Here is a 16,329-nt window from a genome sequence, read left to right on the forward strand (position 1 = left end):
TTTGCCTACTTTTCTTTGCGGCGGCAAAGAAAAGTAGGTGCCGCCCCGCACAGGGGCGACGCGTGAAGCAGGCTAACAAAGCGCGGATGCCAGCGAAACCACATGCAAACCAGAAAGCTGGCGCAGCAAACACCGCCCTCCGGATGCCAGCGCAAAACACAAGCAAACCACATCAGCGTCGCAGACACCAAAAAAAACCCAAATCACAAAGTAGGCAAAAGCTCCGGCGGATGATGCTTCAACGTCTGTCTAGCCTCCCGAAACTCGGGAAAAATCGACTCAACCGTTTGCCAGAACTTAGGACTATGGTTCATCTCGCGCAAATGCGCGAGTTCATGCGCGACGACGTAGTCAATAACGGATAAAGGAAAGTGAATCAACCGCCAGTTAAGGCGAATCTTTCCATCACTAGAACAACTACCCCACCGCGTAGCGGCGGAAGAAAGCCCATAAGCCCGATACGAAACCCCAAGCTTCTCGGCATACACAACAAGACGTTCACCGAAAATCCGCTTGGCCTCGTTCTGCAGCCACCCCTGCACGCGATCCTTGATCTGCTGCGGATCAGCCTGCGCCGGCAACGGCAACGCGAGCATATTCACCGCAGCATCGTACACAAGCTGACCATTCGCAGCCGCGAGCGTCACACGCACAGTCTGCCCAAGATAGGGCACCTCAGCGCCGTCTTTCCAGTCGACGCGCGGCATCACGCGCTGCTCAGTACGCGTCTGCCACTCAGTGAGTTTGGTAAAAATCCAGCGCTGCTTTTCGGAGATCGCCGTTTCGATATCAGCGAGCGTGACCCACCGCGGCGCGGTGATCGTCAATCCCGTGCTGTCGATCGCAAACCCGATCGAGCGCCGCGACGAACGCTTCAGCCCGTAATGCAACGTGCGCGCACCAAGCGTGACGCTGCGCAGTTTCGAACCATCGGGAGCGAGGGGAGCAGCGGACTTGGGTTGCGGCGGCGCGGCGGGTTTGCCCGGCTCGTCGAAGAGCGGCAGATCCAGTTGCCGGCTATCGAGCGCCGCAGCAGGCTGCGGCTTGGAAGACTTCTGCATCGGACTCACTTCGCGCTGATACGCTGCAACGCGCGTATGTGCGCATTGCAGCGTGGCGCGTCAGATACGGGCGGCGGCGGGCGTGTTTTGCTCGTCGCCATAAGCGGCCGGATCGATACGACGCATCTCGGCCTCGATCCACGTTTCAACGCGCGTGTTCACTTCGTCGGGCGTGAGCCCGGTGGTGTCGATCGGTTTGCCGATCGACACTGTGACTATACCCGGATATTTCATAAACGAGTTGCGTGGCCACACGCGCCCTGCGTTATGCGCGATGGGGACGACGGCCGCGCCCGTCGCGACCGCGAAGCGCGCGCCACCCGTCTTGTACTTGCCTTGCTTGCCCGTGGGCGTGCGCGTGCCTTCCGGGAACATGATGACCCACGCGCCTTCGGACATGCGTCGCGCGCCTTGCCGCGTCACCGATGCAAACGCATTCTTGCCTTCCTTGCGGTCGATGTGAATCATCTTCAGCATGCCGAGCGCCCAGCCGAAGAACGGCACATACAACAACTCGCGCTTGAACACGTAGCACAGCGGCCGCGGCATCAACGCGGGAAACGCGAGCGTCTCCCACGCGGATTGATGTTTCGACAGCAACACGGTGGGACCGTTCGGCAGGTTGTCCATGCCGCGTATTTCGTAGCGGATGTTGTTCAGCCAGCGCACGACAGCGAGCGTCGTGCGGCACCAGCCGACAGCCATCCAGTAGCGGTTATCGGCGCGCATGAACGGAAACGCGATGAAGCACGCGGTCGCGTAGGGAATCGTGAAGACCGCAAAAAAGATCAGCAGCAACAGCGAGCGGATGAAGCGCATCGGCGTGGTCAGTGAGGTGAGGGCGTGCTAGGCACGCATCATTCTTGTTCTTCGGCGAGAAAGTCGAGTGCGAACGCGCGCAGGTCGTTATGCACGATCGTACCTTCGGGCAGGCCGCCTGCTTCGAGCGTCTTCTTGCCCTTACCCGTCAGCACGAGGTGCGGGACGAAACCGAGCGCGGCGCCTGCCTGCAGATCGCGCAACGAATCGCCGACGCAAGGCGTCTCCTCCGGTTCGATCTCGAAGCGCTCCGCGATCATCTTCAGCATGCCGGGCCTCGGCTTGCGGCATTCGCAGTGGTCGTCGGCCGTGTGCGGGCAGAAGAACACGGCGTCGATGCGCCCACCGACGGCGGCCGCCGCGCGATGCATCTTCAGATGCATCGCGTTGAGCGCGTCCATGTCGAACAGGCCGCGGCCGATACCCGACTGATTCGTCGCAATCGCCACGCGATAGCCGGCCTGGTTGAGCCGCGCGATGGCTTCGAGACTGCCGGGCAACGCTACCCACTCGTCGGGTGTTTTGATGAACGCGTCCGAGTCGGCGTTGATCACGCCGTCCCGGTCGAGCACTACCAGTTTCTTTGCAGTCGCCATGATGCGTCGCTCAGGCTGCGAGACGCGAAATGTCCGCGACGCAGTTCATCTGTTGATGGAGCGCGCCGAGCAGCGCAAGGCGGTTCGCGCGCAGCGCCGGGTCTTCGGCGTTGACCATCACGTCGTTGAAGAACGTGTCGACGGGTTCGCGCAGCGCGGCGAGCGCCGACAGCGCGCCCGTGTACTGGCGCTCGGCCAGTTGCGACTGCACGCGCGGCGCAACCTGTTCGAGCTGCGCATGCAGCGCCTTTTCGGCGGCTTCGACGAGCAGCGCGATCTGCACGCCGCTCGCGTTCGCGCCTTCCGACTTCTTCAGAATGTTCGAGATGCGCTTGTTTGCCGCCGCGAGCGACGCCGCTTCCGCCAGCGTCGCGAATTCACGCACGGCATCCACGCGCGCGACGATATCGTCGAAGCGCGTCGGGTTCAGCGCGAGCACGGCATCCACTTCGCCCGCCGAGTAGCCGCGTTCGCGCAGTTGTCCGCGCAGACGGTCGATGCAGAACTCGTAGATCGCTTGTGTCGAATCGGCGACGTTCGGCACGTTCGCGAATTGCGCGTAGGTGACGCGCAGCAGTTCGACGAGATCGATCGGCAATTGCTTCTCGACGAGGATACGCAGCACGCCGAGTGCGTGACGGCGCAGCGCGAACGGATCTTTCTCGCCCGTCGGTTGCAGGCCGATGCCCCAGATGCCGACCAGCGTTTCGAGCTTGTCCGCGAGCGCGACGATCGTGCCCGTCACGGTCGACGGCAACGCGTCGCCGGAGAAGCGCGGCTGATAGTGTTCCGAGCACGCGAGCGCGACTTCTTCCGGCTCGCCGTCGTGGCGCGCGTAGTACGTGCCCATCGTGCCTTGCAGCTCGGGGAATTCGCCGACCATGTCGGTCAGCAAGTCGGCCTTCGCGAGATGCGCGCCGCGCTTCGCGAGCGCGACGTCCGCGCCGATCATCTGCGCGATCGCGCCTGCCAGCGCTTCGACGCGTTCGACACGTTGCAGCGCCGAGCCGAGCTTGTTGTGATAGACGACGTTCGCGAGTTGCGGCACGCGGTTCGCGAGCGGCTTCTTCTTGTCGTGCTCGAAGAAGAACTTCGCGTCGGCGAGGCGCGGGCGCACCACACGCTCATTGCCTTCGACGATCTCGGCCGGCGTCTTCGTCTCGATGTTCGACACGATCAGGAAGCGCGAGCGCAGCTTGCCATTCGCGTCGGTGAGCGCGAAGTATTTCTGGTTGGTCTGCATCGTGAGGATCAGGCATTCCTGCGGTACTTGCAGGAACTCGTCCTCGAACGTGCATGCGTAGACGACGGGCCATTCGACCAGCGACGTCACTTCGTCGAGCAGCGACTCGGGCATCACGACCTGATCGCCGTTTGCCTGCGCGAGCAGATGCGTGCGGATGGTTTCCTTGCGGTCCGAGAAATTCGGCACGACGTGGCCGCGATGCATCAGCGTTTCGGCATAGTGATCCGCATGCTGGATCTGCACGAAGCCTTCTGACAGGAAGCGATGACCGAGCGTGGTGTCGTCGGCATCGATGCCGAATGCGGTGACGGGCACGACCTCTTTGTCATGCAGCACCGTCAGACGATGCACGGGACGCACGAACTGCACGTTCGAGCCGTCCGGGCGCTGATACGTCATGACCTTCGGAATGGGCAGCTTGGCGAGCGTTTCGTCGAGCGCCGTCTGCAGGCCTTCGGCGAGTGTCGCGCCGGGTGCCGCGTAGCGCAGGAAGAATGCGTCAGCCTTGCCGTCGTTCGCGCGTTCGAGATCGTTCACCGAGAAATCGGGGAAGCCGAGCGCCGCGAGCTTCTTTGCGAGCGGCGGCGTGGGCTGGCCGTTCGCATCGAGCGCGACGGACACGGGCAGCACTTTTTCGCGCACGTGTTTTTCCGGCGCGACGCTGCGCACGTTCTTGATGGTGACGGCGAGGCGGCGCGGCGTGGCGTAACGCTCGAACTGCAATTCGCCTTCGATCAGATCACGCGCGGCGAGACGTTGCGCGATGCCTTCCGCGAACGCATCGCCCAGGCGCGCGAGCGCTTTGGGCGGCAGTTCCTCGGTCAGCAGTTCGACGAGCAGGGTGGCTTGATGGGATTGCGTCATGTCTTCTTGGTCTCGTCAGTCCTGGTCGATCTTGCGTTCGACTTTGAGCGGCGGCGCCCACGTGGGCATCGCGGCGTCCTGTTCGTCGGTGGTGAGGCCGGGTACGCCATGCACGGGATTGCCGAGCATCGGGAAGCCGAGCTTTTCGCGCGAGTCGTAGTAAGCCTGCGCGACGAGGCGCGACAGCGCACGAATGCGGCCGATATACGCCGCGCGTTCCGTCACGGAGATCGCGCCGCGCGCGTCGAGCAGATTGAAGGTGTGAGCGGCCTTCAGCACGAGTTCGTAAGCGGGCAGCGCGAGCGGTACTTCGATCATCCGCTTTGCTTCGGCTTCGTAGCTGTTGAAGAACGTGAACAGCAGATCGGTGTTGGCGTGCTCGAAGTTGTACGTCGACTGTTCGACTTCGTTCTGGTGATACACGTCGCCATACGTGAGGCGGCGCATTTCCGGACCGTTCGGGCCTTGTTCTTCCCACTCGGTCCAGATCAGGTCATAGACGTTCTCGACCTTCTGCAGATACATCGCGAGACGCTCGAGACCGTACGTGATTTCGCCGAGCACCGGCTTGCAGTCAAGACCGCCCACTTGCTGGAAGTACGTGAACTGCGTCACTTCCATGCCGTTGAGCCACACTTCCCAGCCGAGGCCCCAAGCGCCGAGCGTCGGGTTTTCCCAGTCATCCTCGACGAAGCGCACGTCGTTCTGCTTCAGGTCGAAGCCGAGCGCTTCGAGCGAGCCGAGGTACAGGTCGAGGATGTTTTCCGGCGCGGGCTTCAGCACGACCTGATACTGGTAGTAGTGCTGCAGACGGTTGGGGTTCTCACCATAGCGGCCGTCCTTCGGGCGGCGCGACGGCTGGACATACGCTGCCCGCCACGGCTCGGGGCCGACCGCGCGCAGGAACGTATGGACGTGGGAAGTGCCCGCGCCGACTTCCATGTCGATCGGCTGGAGCAGCGCGCAACCCTGCTTGTCCCAATAGGATTGCAGCGTCAGGATGATTTGCTGAAACGTGAGCATGAAGTGCCTTGAAGGGTGCCTTTCAGGCAGGACGCGGATGCCGTGCGGCCTGGGGGCGTGCCGGTCGTGCTGGCCGTCCGCTCCATAGCCGGCCGGTTGCGCGGCCCAGTGCTGTAAAACCCTGAATTTTACCGGATTGCCGGTGGCTTGAGACTTTCTGGGGCCTGGTGAGTCGACGGGGGCGCGTCGTTGTGTTGTTTCGCGTTGCGCCGCCCGTATGACTCGTATGACTTGATGTTAGGCGTTGTCGTCGCGCTTTGTGTCGGTGCTTGCGCTGTTCGTGCCGTTGCGCACCTTGGTGCGGCCCGACCGATCGCGGCCCGGACCGAATGCAAAGCCGAACGCGAGGAGCAGCAGCGAAACGGCGAGCACGGTGTTGTTGCCGCTCGTCACGTACGGCGTGAAGCCCGTCGTGCCTTGCACGGTCGTTTCGATCGAACCTTGGGTAAATGTGGGCAGGCGCGCGATGACGTTGCCGTGCGCGTCGATCGCGGCCGTCGCGCCCGTGTTCGTCGCGCGCAGCATTGGACGGCCCGTTTCGAGCGAGCGCATGCGCGCAATCTGCAGATGTTGATCGAGCGCGATCGTGTCGCCGAACCACGCGAGATTCGTCGAGTTGACTAGCACGCCCGCCGGCCTGTCACTCTCGCGCACCGTGCGCGCGATTTCCTCGCCGAAGATGTCTTCGTAGCAGATATCGACGGCGACCGGCTGGTTGTGTACGACGAACGGCTTCTGCACGGGCGCGCCGCGCGCGAAATCGCCGAGCGGAATGTTCATCAGGTTTACGAACCAGCGGAAGCCCCACGGCACGAACTCGCCGAACGGCACGAGATGATGCTTGTCGTAGCGATACACGCCCGTCTGGCCCGGCGTGATGCCGAACAGGCTGTTGGTGTAATCGACGACGCGTCCTTCCGGCGTGATCGTTCCGCCGACCGCACCAAACAGAATCGACGAATGCGTCGAATCCGCAAAATGGCGTACGGCGAGCGCGAACGACTCGGGGATCGCCTGCGCGAGCACGGGAATGGCTGTTTCCGGCGTGACGATGAGATCGGCGGGTTTTGCTGTGATCATCCGCTGATATTCGTCGATGGCCGCTTTCACGCCCGACTCTTCGAACTTCATGTCCTGCTTCACGTTGCCTTGCAGGAGGCGCACGGTCAGCGTCGCGTTGGCGGGCGTCGTCCACGAAACGAGCGGCAGTACGAGTCCCGCTGCGATCAGCGCAACGGCGATGACGGCGGGCACCGCAACGCGCGCGGTTCGCGGCGCAGCGGGTGCATCGGTGCTTTGGGTCGTCAGCAAGCGCAGCACGGCCTGCGCGATCAGCGCGGCGACGAGTGCCAGCACCCAGCCGACGCCGTATACGCCGACAATCGGCGCGAATCCCGCAAACGGCCCGTCGACCTGCGCATAGCCGCTCGCGAGCCACGGAAAGCCGGTGAACACGGTGCCGCGCAGCCATTCGCCGATCGCCCACGCGCTCGCGAACGCAAATGCGCCGTGCCAGGTCGGCGAAAACGGCTGATCGTCGACGAGTTTGCCGTTGCGCGCGTGTCCTGCGCAGAAGGACCAGACGCCAGCCGCGAGCGCCGGATAGACGGCGAGGTACAGCGAGAACAGCACCAGTGCGGTGCCCGCGAGGGGCGCCGGCATGCCGCCGTAGAAGTGCATGCTCACGTACAGCCACCACACGCCCGACACGTAGTTGCCGAAGCCGAACGCGAAGCCGGTGAGGGCCGCGCTTTTCCAGCCCGTGGTGCGCGTGAGCCACACGAAGAAGAAAACGAAGATCGCGAGTTCGAGCCAGCCGCCGTGCGGCGTGGGCGCGAAGGATAGCGTGTTGAGCGCGCCGGCGGCTGCGGCGGCGAGGTAGTGCCACCACGGCAACGTCCGGGCGCGCCCGATGTTTGCATCGGCTGCGTCGGACGTCACGCCGCGGCGCAGACGGGAAGTGATCGGGTCGGCCATTCTTGCGTGGTCGGCTTCAGGGAAACGGGGGAAATCAGGTTTGCACGTGCTGGGCGTCGCGTTCGCGCTGTCCAGCGAGCGGATCGCGGCGCACGAGCAGCATGTGGATCTGGCGCGCGTCGGCGCGCAGCACTTCGAAGATCAGGTCGTCGAGCTTCACTTTCTCGCCGCGATGCGGCACGCGTCCGAAATGGTGCGTGACAAGTCCGCCGATCGTGTCGACTTCTTCGTCGGAATAGTGCGTGCCGAACTCTTCGTTGAACTGCTCGATCTCGGTCAGCGCGCGCACGCGGTAGCGTCCGTCCGGCGACGCGATGATGTTGCCGCTTTCTTCGTCGAAATCGTATTCGTCCTCGATGTCGCCGACGATCTGCTCCAGCACGTCCTCGATCGTGATCAGGCCCGCGACGCCGCCGTATTCATCGACGACGATCGCGATGTGATTGCGGTTGACGCGGAAGTCGTGCAGCAGCACGTTCAGACGCTTCGATTCGGGGATGAATACAGCGGGGCGCAGCATGCCGCGCACGTCCGCTTCGCCTTCGGCGTAGTAGCGCAGCAGATCTTTCGCGAGCAGCACGCCGATCACGTTGTCGCGATTGCCTTCGTACACGGGATAGCGCGAGTGCGCCTTCTCCAGCATGTACGGAATGAATTCGTCGGGGGCGTCCGCGATGTTGATCGCGTCCATTTGCGAGCGCGGGATCATGATGTCGCGCGCGCAGAGCTCGGAAACCTGGAACACGCCTTCGATCATCGACAGCGAATCTGCGTCGATCAGATTGCGTTCGTGCGCGTCCTGCAGGATTTCGAGAAGTTCGCCGCGAGAATCGGGCTCGGGCGAGATGAAGTCGGTCAATCGCTCGAGGAGGGAGCGCTTTTCCTGGGGTTTGTCGCTGGTATGGCGTCGACTGGGATACGAATCGTTCATGGTGGTGCGCCCGGAAAGCTGGGCGCGCTGTTGCAGAGTGTTAAGGATACACCACGTGCGTGGCAGGACCGTGTCCTGGGGCCACTGCGTGGTGCAGGGCGTATTTTCCGGTTTGAGCTGGCTGGTCCCACCGGGGGCACGATGGTTTTCGGCGGAAAACGCTCGCTTTTATCCTAACTGATATCTGGGGGTTGGGGGGCGTGTGGTCAAAATTAGGTTTTTGTAGTGGGGCAGCGGTTTGGGTTTTTTTGTCTGCGACGCTGGGTGGTTTGCTTGCGTTTTCGCTGGCATCCGCGTGTTGCCTTCGTGCTTCAAGCGTTGCCCCTGTGCGGGGCGGCACCTACTTTTCTTTGCCGCCGCAAAGAAAAGTAGGCAAAAGAAAGCGGCTCACACCGCTAGTTCTTGTGTTTGCCTGAGGGCCCCCAAAGGGTCTTACGCTTCACACGGCAGCCTTTCTGTTTGCGTGCGTTGCCAGCGCTTCGAATGAACGCCTCACCCGCTTCGAATACCCTTACCCGGACAAGCGGCAGCGAAAGGTATGTGCCGCCCAGGTGGCAAACTGTGTGTAGGTTGTCGCGTCGTATAGCTCGGCGCTCTTACCTGGTGGGACGCGCGTGTACTATCGGTCCGAAGTGAGGCGCGCGAGGCACTACGGCCTACACACAGTTTGCCACCTGGGCGGCGGCGGAATATCTGGCACGGCGTGCCGCAACGCGGGCGCGTGGAGCAGGTGAGGCGCTCGTTCAATGCGCTGGCAACGAGCATGGGTCACGTGATTGCCGTGTGAAGCGTAGGACCCTTTGGGGGCCCTCAGGCAGGAACTAGCACTGGCGGTGTGAGCCGCTTTCTTTTGCCTACTTTTCTTTGCGGCGGCAAAGAAAAGTAGGTGCCGCCCCGCACAGGGGCAACGCTTGAAGCGCGAAGGCAACACGCGGATGCCAGCGAAAAGCCTAGAACGAACCAACCCAGCCGTGCCACGAAGGCAAAGCGCGGATGCCAGCGCAAACACAAGCAAACCTCGCAGCGTCGCAGACAAAAAAACCTACCCCCGACACCTCGCCAACAGCGCCTCGAGCGCTCTATCGGGCATACCACTCTCCCGCAGCGCCTCAACCGTACGACTCACATAATCAAGCGTCGTGCCGTATCGCCCGGAAGCACACCCAAGCACCGCTTTCACAACGTCATCAGACAGCTTGCCCGTATAAGAAGCCACATCCCGCCGCATCACAAACGCGAGCGCATCGACGCGCCGCCCGTCGGCAAGCACACACGGCAGCCACGCCGGACGATACGAACCCATCGCCATCTCGCGCCGCCAGAGCGCTTCCAGATGCGGCATCGCGCCCTCAGCGGCGAGCCTGAACGCAATCCCGCTACACGATCCGCCACGGTCCAAAGCAAGCACGAGCCCCGGCTGCTCCGGCGTCCCGCGATTAACCCGCGACCACAAATACAGCCCGCGATGATATCCATGCACCCGCGAGCGCAACGCCTCGACAGTCGGCAGGCCGGGATTCCAGATCAGCGACCCATAGCCAAACAGCCACAAGTCGCTCTTGCGATCCCAGTCTCGCAGAGAACACTCAAGCGACGCGCGCAGTTCATCGTCCGTCAACAGCCGCGACTCGCCGAGCGACGGCGGATAGTCGGGGCACGGTTGACGCGGCGTCGGTGATGAAAGGGGTTGGCTCACGTTGATTCGATCGGTTGGCTGTCTGGGTTGTCAGAGCCCGCGATCGACCACGCGGCGATGCCGGCTCAACATTCCTGCTATCGAGCCTTATTCGTACGGGTCGGGGAAGCCGAGCTTGCCGAGCACCTCGGTTTCGATGGCTTCCATTTCTTCGGCTTCGGCCTCGTCCCCGTGGTCGTAGCCTTGCGCGTGCAGCGTGCCGTGGACCAGCAGATGCGCGTAATGCGCTTCAAGCGGCTTGCCCTGTTCGTTCGCTTCCTTCTCGACGACAGGACAGCACAAGATCAGGTCGCCCGTGACGGGATCGTCTTCCGATTCCGCATAGGCGAAGGTCAGCACGTTGGTCGAGTAGTCCTTGCCGCGATACGTGCGGTTCAGCGTGCGGCCTTCGTCGGCATCGACGAAACGCACGGTCAGTTCGGCGTCCGCGAAGAGCGCGGCCTTGATCCACGCGGCGACCGTTGCCTTCGGCAACAGCGCCTTGTGTTCGGGCCACGCTTTTCCAGCGGGAAATTGCAGGTTCAGTGACAGTTTCGGGGCGCGGCTCATGCGTCGTTCTTCGTCCGGGTCATGTCCGCGTTACTTCGCTGCGTTGGCGGCTTCGGCGGCGGCCGCTTCCTTCTGCGACGCCGCGTCGTACGCCTCGACGATACGTGCGACGAGCGGATGACGCACCACGTCCACACTCGTGAAGCGCGTGAGCGCGATGCCGCGCACGTCCTCGAGCACGCGCTGCGCTTCGATCAGCCCGCTCTTGTGGCCGCGCGGCAAGTCGATCTGCGTCGTGTCGCCCGTGACGACCGCCTTCGAGCCGAAGCCGATACGCGTCAAGAACATCTTCATCTGCTCGGGCGTCGTGTTCTGCGCTTCGTCGAGAATGATGAACGCGTGATTCAGCGTGCGGCCGCGCATGTACGCGAGTGGCGCGATCTCGATCATCTGGCGCTCGAACATCTTCGCGGTCTTGTCGAAGCCGAGCAGATCGTAAAGTGCGTCATACAGCGGACGCAGATACGGATCGACCTTCTGCGCGAGATCGCCGGGCAGGAAGCCGAGCCGCTCGCCCGCTTCGACGGCGGGGCGCGTCAGCACGATGCGCTTCACCTGATCGCGTTCGAGCGCGTCAACCGCGCAAGCAACGGCCAGATACGTCTTGCCGGTGCCCGCAGGGCCGACGCCGAAGGTGACGTCGTGCGAGACGATCTGCTTCAGATACTCGCGCTGCGCCGGCGTCCGGCCGCGCAGATCGGCGCGCCGCGTGTACAGCTTCGGACCGAGTTCTTCCTCGTCCTCTACGCCTTCATGCGCCGGTTCGTCGAACGGATGATCGGGGTCGCCGCGAAAACGCGCGTCGGCTGCTGCCTCACCGTTACCGCCCGCGCGTCCGTTGGTGCCCGGGTGGCGGGCTTCGACGAGCGCAAGCTGGATGTCGTCGACGGAGATCGGATCGCGCGCGCTGTTGTAGAAGTTTTCGAGCGCATTGAGCGCGATTTTCGCGCCGCGCCCGCGAATGCTGATGCGGTGTCCGCGTCGTTGCAGCGTGACGTCGAGCGCTTGCTCGATCTGCCGCAGGTTTTCGTCGAGCGGTCCGCAGAGGTTGGCAAGCCGCGCGTTGTCTTCGCGCGGCGCAGTGAATTCCAGATGTTGCTGAGAGGTCTTCAAGGCTTGAGTTCGGTCCTGTCAGTGCGCTACAGCTTAATGAGTGGCGGGCACGGTGTCGTGAACCATCACGAGTTCGCCGCGCAACGAGTGCGGATACGCATGCACGATCTTCACGTCGATCATCTGCCCGATCAGGCGCGCGTGCGAATCAACGGGCGCGGGGAAATTCACCACGCGGTTGTTCTCGGTGCGGCCTGCGAGTTCGTTCGGGTCCTTGCGGGCAGGGCGTTCGACCAGAATCCGCTCGATCTTGCCGACCATCGCCTGGCTGATGCGCTGCACGTTTTCCTCGATGGTCGCCTGCAAATGCTGCAGACGGCGCAGCTTCACTTCGCGCGGCGTGTCGTCGTGCAGGTTCGCGGCGGGCGTGCCGGGACGCGGGCTGTAGATGAACGAGAAGCTTGTGTCGTAGCTCATGTCGTGTACGAGCTGCATCATCTTGTCGAAGTCTTCTTCCGTCTCGCCGGGGAAGCCCACGATCATGTCCGTCGACAGCGACAGGTCCGGACGGATCGCGCGCAGCTTGCGGATCACCGACTTGTATTCGAGCACGGTGTAGCCGCGCTTCATCGCCATCAGGATGCGGTCCGAGCCGTGTTGCACGGGCAAATGCAGATGGCTCACGAGCTTCGGCACCTTCGCGTAGGTGTCGATCAGGCGCTGCGTGAATTCCTTCGGATGCGACGTCGTGTAGCGAATCCGCTCGATGCCCGGAATTTCCGCGACATATTCGATCAATGTCGCGAAGTCGGCGATTTCGGTCGAGCCGACCGTCATCGCGCCGCGAAAGGCGTTCACGTTCTGACCGAGCAGCGTGACTTCGCGCACGCCCTGATCGGCGAGACCGGCGATTTCCGTCAGCACGTCGTCGAGCGGACGCGACACTTCCTCGCCGCGCGTGTACGGCACGACGCAGTAGCTGCAGTACTTGCTGCAGCCTTCCATGATCGACACGAACGCGCTCGGGCCATCGACGCGCGCCGGCGGCAGGTGATCGAACTTCTCGATTTCCGGGAACGTGATGTCGACCTGCGGACGGCCGCTCGCGCGGCGCTGGTCGATCATCTGCGGCAGACGGTGCAAGGTTTGCGGGCCGAATACGAGGTCTACATACGGCGCGCGCGAAACGATTGACGCACCTTCCTGGCTCGCCACACAGCCGCCCACACCGATCAGCAGATTCGGGTTCGCTTCCTTCAGTTCGCGCACGCGGCCGAGATCGGAGAAGACTTTCTCCTGCGCCTTTTCGCGCACCGAGCAGGTGTTGAACAGAATGACGTCGGCGTCTTCGGGAGTGTCGGTCTTGACGAGGCCTTCAGCCGCACCGAGTACGTCGACCATCTTGTCGGAGTCGTACTCGTTCATCTGGCAGCCAAAGGTCTTTACATAAACTTTCTTGGTCATCGAGTGTTCGCCGGTCGCAGTGGTTAACCTGGGGGCGTCAGTAAAAAGTGAAGAGACAAAAACGCGTGGCGCCGCAGCGCGGAGAATCGGACGGTAAGCGGGTCCGAAGCGCCCGAAACGCCCGAAACGCCCGAAACGCGTTTTTACAGCGTAGTCCAACATTATAGCCCTTTGCTGCGTGGGGCTTTGGTGGCGTGCCGGGGTGGCGTCATGCGCCGGTTTCCGTGCTGGCGGGAGGTTTGCGCGTGCGCGCGGACGTCTTTCGAGTGCCGCCCGGGGGCGGTAAACCAAGTTGCGCTTCCAGTTCGCCCGTCACCTTGGTGAAGCGCTCGGCGAGAAAATCCAGCAGCACGCGCACACGCGGCGCCATGAAGCGGTTGCGGTGATAGAGCGCGTGCAACGGCGCATCGGGATAACGCCATTCGGGCAGCAGCACGCGCAGGCCGTCGCTTTTCAGGTCGGCTTCGACGTCCCACATCGACTTGATCACGATGCCGTAGCCGCGCAGCGCCCATTCGCGGGCGACCGCGCCGTCATTGGTTTCGCGCGCCGATTCGAGCGGAATCGTGTACGTGACGGTTTCGTCGCCGCGCGTGAAACGCCATTCGTTGACGGGCCCCGACGCGGTGCCGAGCACGATGCAGTCGAAGCGCGCCAGATCGAGCGGATCTTTCGGCTCGCCGCGCCGCGCGATGTATTCCGGCGACGCACACAACACCCGCGGATTCGGCGCGAGCCAGCGTGCGACCAGCGAGCTGTCCTGCGGCACACCGAAGCGGATTGCGAGGTCGATGTCTTCCTGCACCAGATTCTGTAGCGAATCGGACAGCGTCAGCGCAAACGTGACGTCCGGGTAGAGCCGATTGAATTCGTCGAGCCAGTGCATCAGCAGATTTCGTCCGAAATCCGATGTCGCGGAAATGCGTACCTTGCCGCGCACCGCGTTCTGTCCGGCCTGAAGCGCGGCTTCTCCGTCGTCGAGTGCGCGCAGCGCCTGCTGACAGCAGTTCAGGTAGAGGCGGCCTTCATCGGTGAGACGCAGTTGCCGCGTGGTGCGCTCGAACAGGCGCGCTTTCAGCCCGCCTTCGAGTTTCGCGAGGCGCGCGCTGGCCGCCGCGGGCGTGAGGCCGAGCTTGCGGCCCGCCGCCGACAGGCTGCCCAGTTGCGCCGCTTCGACGAATAGCCGGATGTCACCCAGGTTGTCGGTCATTATTCGACACCATTTGAAAATCCTTCAAATGGTACGCCAATTATCAAATCAGCGAGGTTCGCGGACAATCCGATCCTGAAAACGCAACATCCGCGTTTACCCGGAGCCCGCATCATGCATCTCGACCACGCGACGATCGTCACCCCTGATCTCGACGCCACCCGACGGTTTTTCGTCGATGTCGTCGGGCTGGAGGAGGGCGCACGGCCGCCGTTCGGCGTCGGCGGCTACTGGCTATATGCCGATGGTCGCCCGGTGATCCACCTCGTCGATTCGACGTTGCCGGGTCACTCGGGTCATGTGACGCCGCGCATCGACCACCTCGCGTTCCGTCTCGACGACGACACGCAGTGGCAGGCGCTGCTCGCGCGGCTGGAGAAGGCCGGCGTCGCCTATCAGACCGCTGATGTGCCGCTTTCGGGTGAAGTGCAACTGTTCGTCGCGCTGGCATCGTCCGTCGTCATCGAGTTCGTGACGGCGGCGCGCAATGTCCGGCGCGCGTCCTTCTGAATCGTCGTCTGGAGCTTTCCATGCCCATTCCCTTGCTTGCGCTCGCGATCAGCGCGTTCGCCATCGGCACGACCGAGTTCGTCATCATGGGCTTGCTGCCCGAGGTGGCGAAAGATCTTGCCGTCTCGCTTCCTTCCGCCGGCCTGCTTGTCAGCGGCTACGCGCTTGGCGTGGCCGTCGGCGCGCCGCTGCTTGCCGTCGTCACCAGCAAGATGCCGCGCAAACTCGCGCTGCAACTGTTGATGGGCGTGTTCATCGTCGGCAATGTGTTGTGCGCGATCGCCTCCGACTATTCGGTTCTGATGATCGCGCGCGTCGTGACGTCGTTCGCGCACGGCTCGTTCTTCGGCATCGGCGCGGTGGTGGCCGCGTCACTGGTGCCGCAGGAAAAGCGTGCAAGCGCGATCGCGCTGATGTTCACGGGCTTGACGCTGGCGAACGTGCTCGGTGTGCCGTTCGGTACGTTCGTCGGCCAGCAGTTCGGATGGCGCGTCGCGTTCTGGATCGTCGCCGCGTTCGGCGTGCTGTCGCTCGCGGGCGTCACGGCGCTCGTGCCGAACCGTCATGACACGGGCCCGGCAAGCCTCGGCCACGAAGTGCGCGTGCTGAAAGACCCGCAAGTGTGGATCGCGCTGACGATGACGGTGCTCGGCTTCGGCGGCGTGTTCGTCGTGTTCACCTACATCGCGCCGATTCTCGAGCAGGTGAGCGGCTTCACGCCGCACGGCGTCACGCTGATTCTGGTGCTGTTCGGTGTCGGGCTCACGGTCGGCAACACGATCGGCGGCAAGCTGGCGGACCGTTCGCTGATGCCCTCGCTGATGGGCATTCTGATCGCGCTCGCCGTGGTGATGGCCGTGTTCGCGCACACCAGCCATTCGCAGATCGCGGCCGGCGTCACAGTGTTCATCTGGGGTATTGCAGCGTTCGCGACCGTGCCGCCGTTGCAGATGCGCGTTGTCGAGAAGGCGAAGGCGGCGCCGAATCTTGCGTCGACGCTCAACATCGGCGCGTTCAACGTCGGCAATGCGGGCGGCGCGTGGCTCGGCGGGCTGGCGATCAGCCACGGCTACGGGCTCGACGCGTTGCCGTATGTGGCCGCTCTCGTCGCGCTGGCCGCGTTGGCACTGACATGGATTGCGGCGCGGATGGATGCGCCCGCCGCGGTCATCGCGCGGGATGTGCGCGAGCGGGTTTGAGTCTGGCGAGCGCGCTTGCGCTTCATGTGATGTATCCGATGCCCACGCGGCGATGCGTGGGCATCTGTCTTAGCGTCTCGTGCCGATGAACTCCGCGTGCCCGGGAACGCGCGCTACCACCGACGCTGCGT

At 63.3% G+C, this 16,329-nt stretch carries 14 protein-coding genes; 2 read left to right on the top strand and 12 right to left on the bottom strand.

The features are described 5' to 3' along the window. Nucleotides 1–203: 203 nt before the first annotated feature. The 12 genes from BLT65_RS42995 to BLT65_RS43050 all read right to left on the bottom strand — a co-directional run bounded on the left by BLT65_RS42995 (nucleotide 204) and on the right by BLT65_RS43050 (nucleotide 14,489). Nucleotides 204–1,061 (bottom strand): M48 family metallopeptidase, encoded by an 858-nt coding sequence (locus tag BLT65_RS42995; protein WP_091790245.1) that lies wholly within the window; start codon nucleotides 1,059–1,061, stop codon nucleotides 204–206. A gap of 60 nt (nucleotides 1,062–1,121) precedes the next feature. Then, complete coding sequence (locus tag BLT65_RS43000) at nucleotides 1,122–1,880, bottom strand: lysophospholipid acyltransferase family protein (RefSeq protein ID WP_091790246.1); 759 nt, start codon at nucleotides 1,878–1,880, stop codon at nucleotides 1,122–1,124. 38 nt (nucleotides 1,881–1,918) lie between these two features. After that, nucleotides 1,919–2,476 carry a D-glycero-beta-D-manno-heptose 1,7-bisphosphate 7-phosphatase gene (gene gmhB / locus BLT65_RS43005; RefSeq protein WP_091790247.1) on the bottom strand — a complete coding sequence of 186 codons (558 nt, stop codon included), beginning with the start codon at nucleotides 2,474–2,476 and terminating at the stop codon, nucleotides 1,919–1,921. Nucleotides 2,477–2,486: 10 nt separating this feature from the next. Then, the gene (gene glyS, locus BLT65_RS43010; RefSeq protein ID WP_091790248.1) at nucleotides 2,487–4,586 is read right to left on the bottom strand and encodes a glycine--tRNA ligase subunit beta; all 2,100 of its coding nucleotides are present in this window, start codon (nucleotides 4,584–4,586) and stop codon (nucleotides 2,487–2,489) included. A 15-nt stretch (nucleotides 4,587–4,601) separates the two neighbouring features. Further along, nucleotides 4,602–5,609 (bottom strand): glycine--tRNA ligase subunit alpha, encoded by a 1,008-nt coding sequence (gene glyQ, locus BLT65_RS43015; RefSeq protein WP_081921563.1) that lies wholly within the window; start codon nucleotides 5,607–5,609, stop codon nucleotides 4,602–4,604. Nucleotides 5,610–5,846: 237 nt separating this feature from the next. Then, nucleotides 5,847–7,586: an apolipoprotein N-acyltransferase gene (lnt, locus tag BLT65_RS43020; RefSeq protein WP_091790249.1), complete on the bottom strand. Its 1,740-nt coding sequence runs from the start codon at nucleotides 7,584–7,586 to the stop codon at nucleotides 5,847–5,849. A gap of 34 nt (nucleotides 7,587–7,620) precedes the next feature. After that, nucleotides 7,621–8,517, bottom strand: a complete 897-nt coding sequence (locus BLT65_RS43025; RefSeq protein WP_007746529.1) for an HlyC/CorC family transporter — start codon at nucleotides 8,515–8,517, stop codon at nucleotides 7,621–7,623. 1,042 nt (nucleotides 8,518–9,559) lie between these two features. Continuing rightward, nucleotides 9,560–10,213 (bottom strand): gamma-glutamylcyclotransferase, encoded by a 654-nt coding sequence (locus BLT65_RS43030; protein ID WP_091790250.1) that lies wholly within the window; start codon nucleotides 10,211–10,213, stop codon nucleotides 9,560–9,562. Between the two features lie 87 nt (nucleotides 10,214–10,300). After that, a complete protein-coding gene (ybeY, locus tag BLT65_RS43035; RefSeq protein WP_091790251.1) occupies nucleotides 10,301–10,762 on the bottom strand; it encodes an rRNA maturation RNase YbeY in 462 nt (153 codons plus the stop codon). A 30-nt stretch (nucleotides 10,763–10,792) separates the two neighbouring features. After that, nucleotides 10,793–11,875 (bottom strand): PhoH family protein, encoded by a 1,083-nt coding sequence (locus tag BLT65_RS43040; RefSeq protein WP_042317108.1) that lies wholly within the window; start codon nucleotides 11,873–11,875, stop codon nucleotides 10,793–10,795. Between the two features lie 33 nt (nucleotides 11,876–11,908). After that, a complete protein-coding gene (gene miaB / locus BLT65_RS43045) occupies nucleotides 11,909–13,279 on the bottom strand; it encodes a tRNA (N6-isopentenyl adenosine(37)-C2)-methylthiotransferase MiaB (RefSeq protein ID WP_091790252.1) in 1,371 nt (456 codons plus the stop codon). Nucleotides 13,280–13,487: 208 nt separating this feature from the next. Beyond that, nucleotides 13,488–14,489, bottom strand: a complete 1,002-nt coding sequence (locus BLT65_RS43050) for a LysR family transcriptional regulator (RefSeq protein WP_091790253.1) — start codon at nucleotides 14,487–14,489, stop codon at nucleotides 13,488–13,490. 114 nt (nucleotides 14,490–14,603) lie between these two features. Here BLT65_RS43050 and BLT65_RS43055 point away from each other — a divergent pair, with 114 nt between their 5' ends. Beyond that, nucleotides 14,604–14,999, top strand: coding sequence for a VOC family protein (locus tag BLT65_RS43055; RefSeq protein WP_091790254.1), 396 nt, complete (start codon nucleotides 14,604–14,606; stop codon nucleotides 14,997–14,999). A 20-nt stretch (nucleotides 15,000–15,019) separates the two neighbouring features. Further along, complete coding sequence (locus BLT65_RS43060) at nucleotides 15,020–16,198, top strand: MFS transporter (protein WP_091790255.1); 1,179 nt, start codon at nucleotides 15,020–15,022, stop codon at nucleotides 16,196–16,198. Nucleotides 16,199–16,329: the final 131 nt, after the last annotated feature.

Origin of the sequence: Paraburkholderia steynii (genome assembly GCF_900100565.1) — a bacterium.
In the GTDB taxonomy this organism is placed as follows: Bacteria; Pseudomonadota; Gammaproteobacteria; order Burkholderiales; family Burkholderiaceae; genus Paraburkholderia; species Paraburkholderia terrae.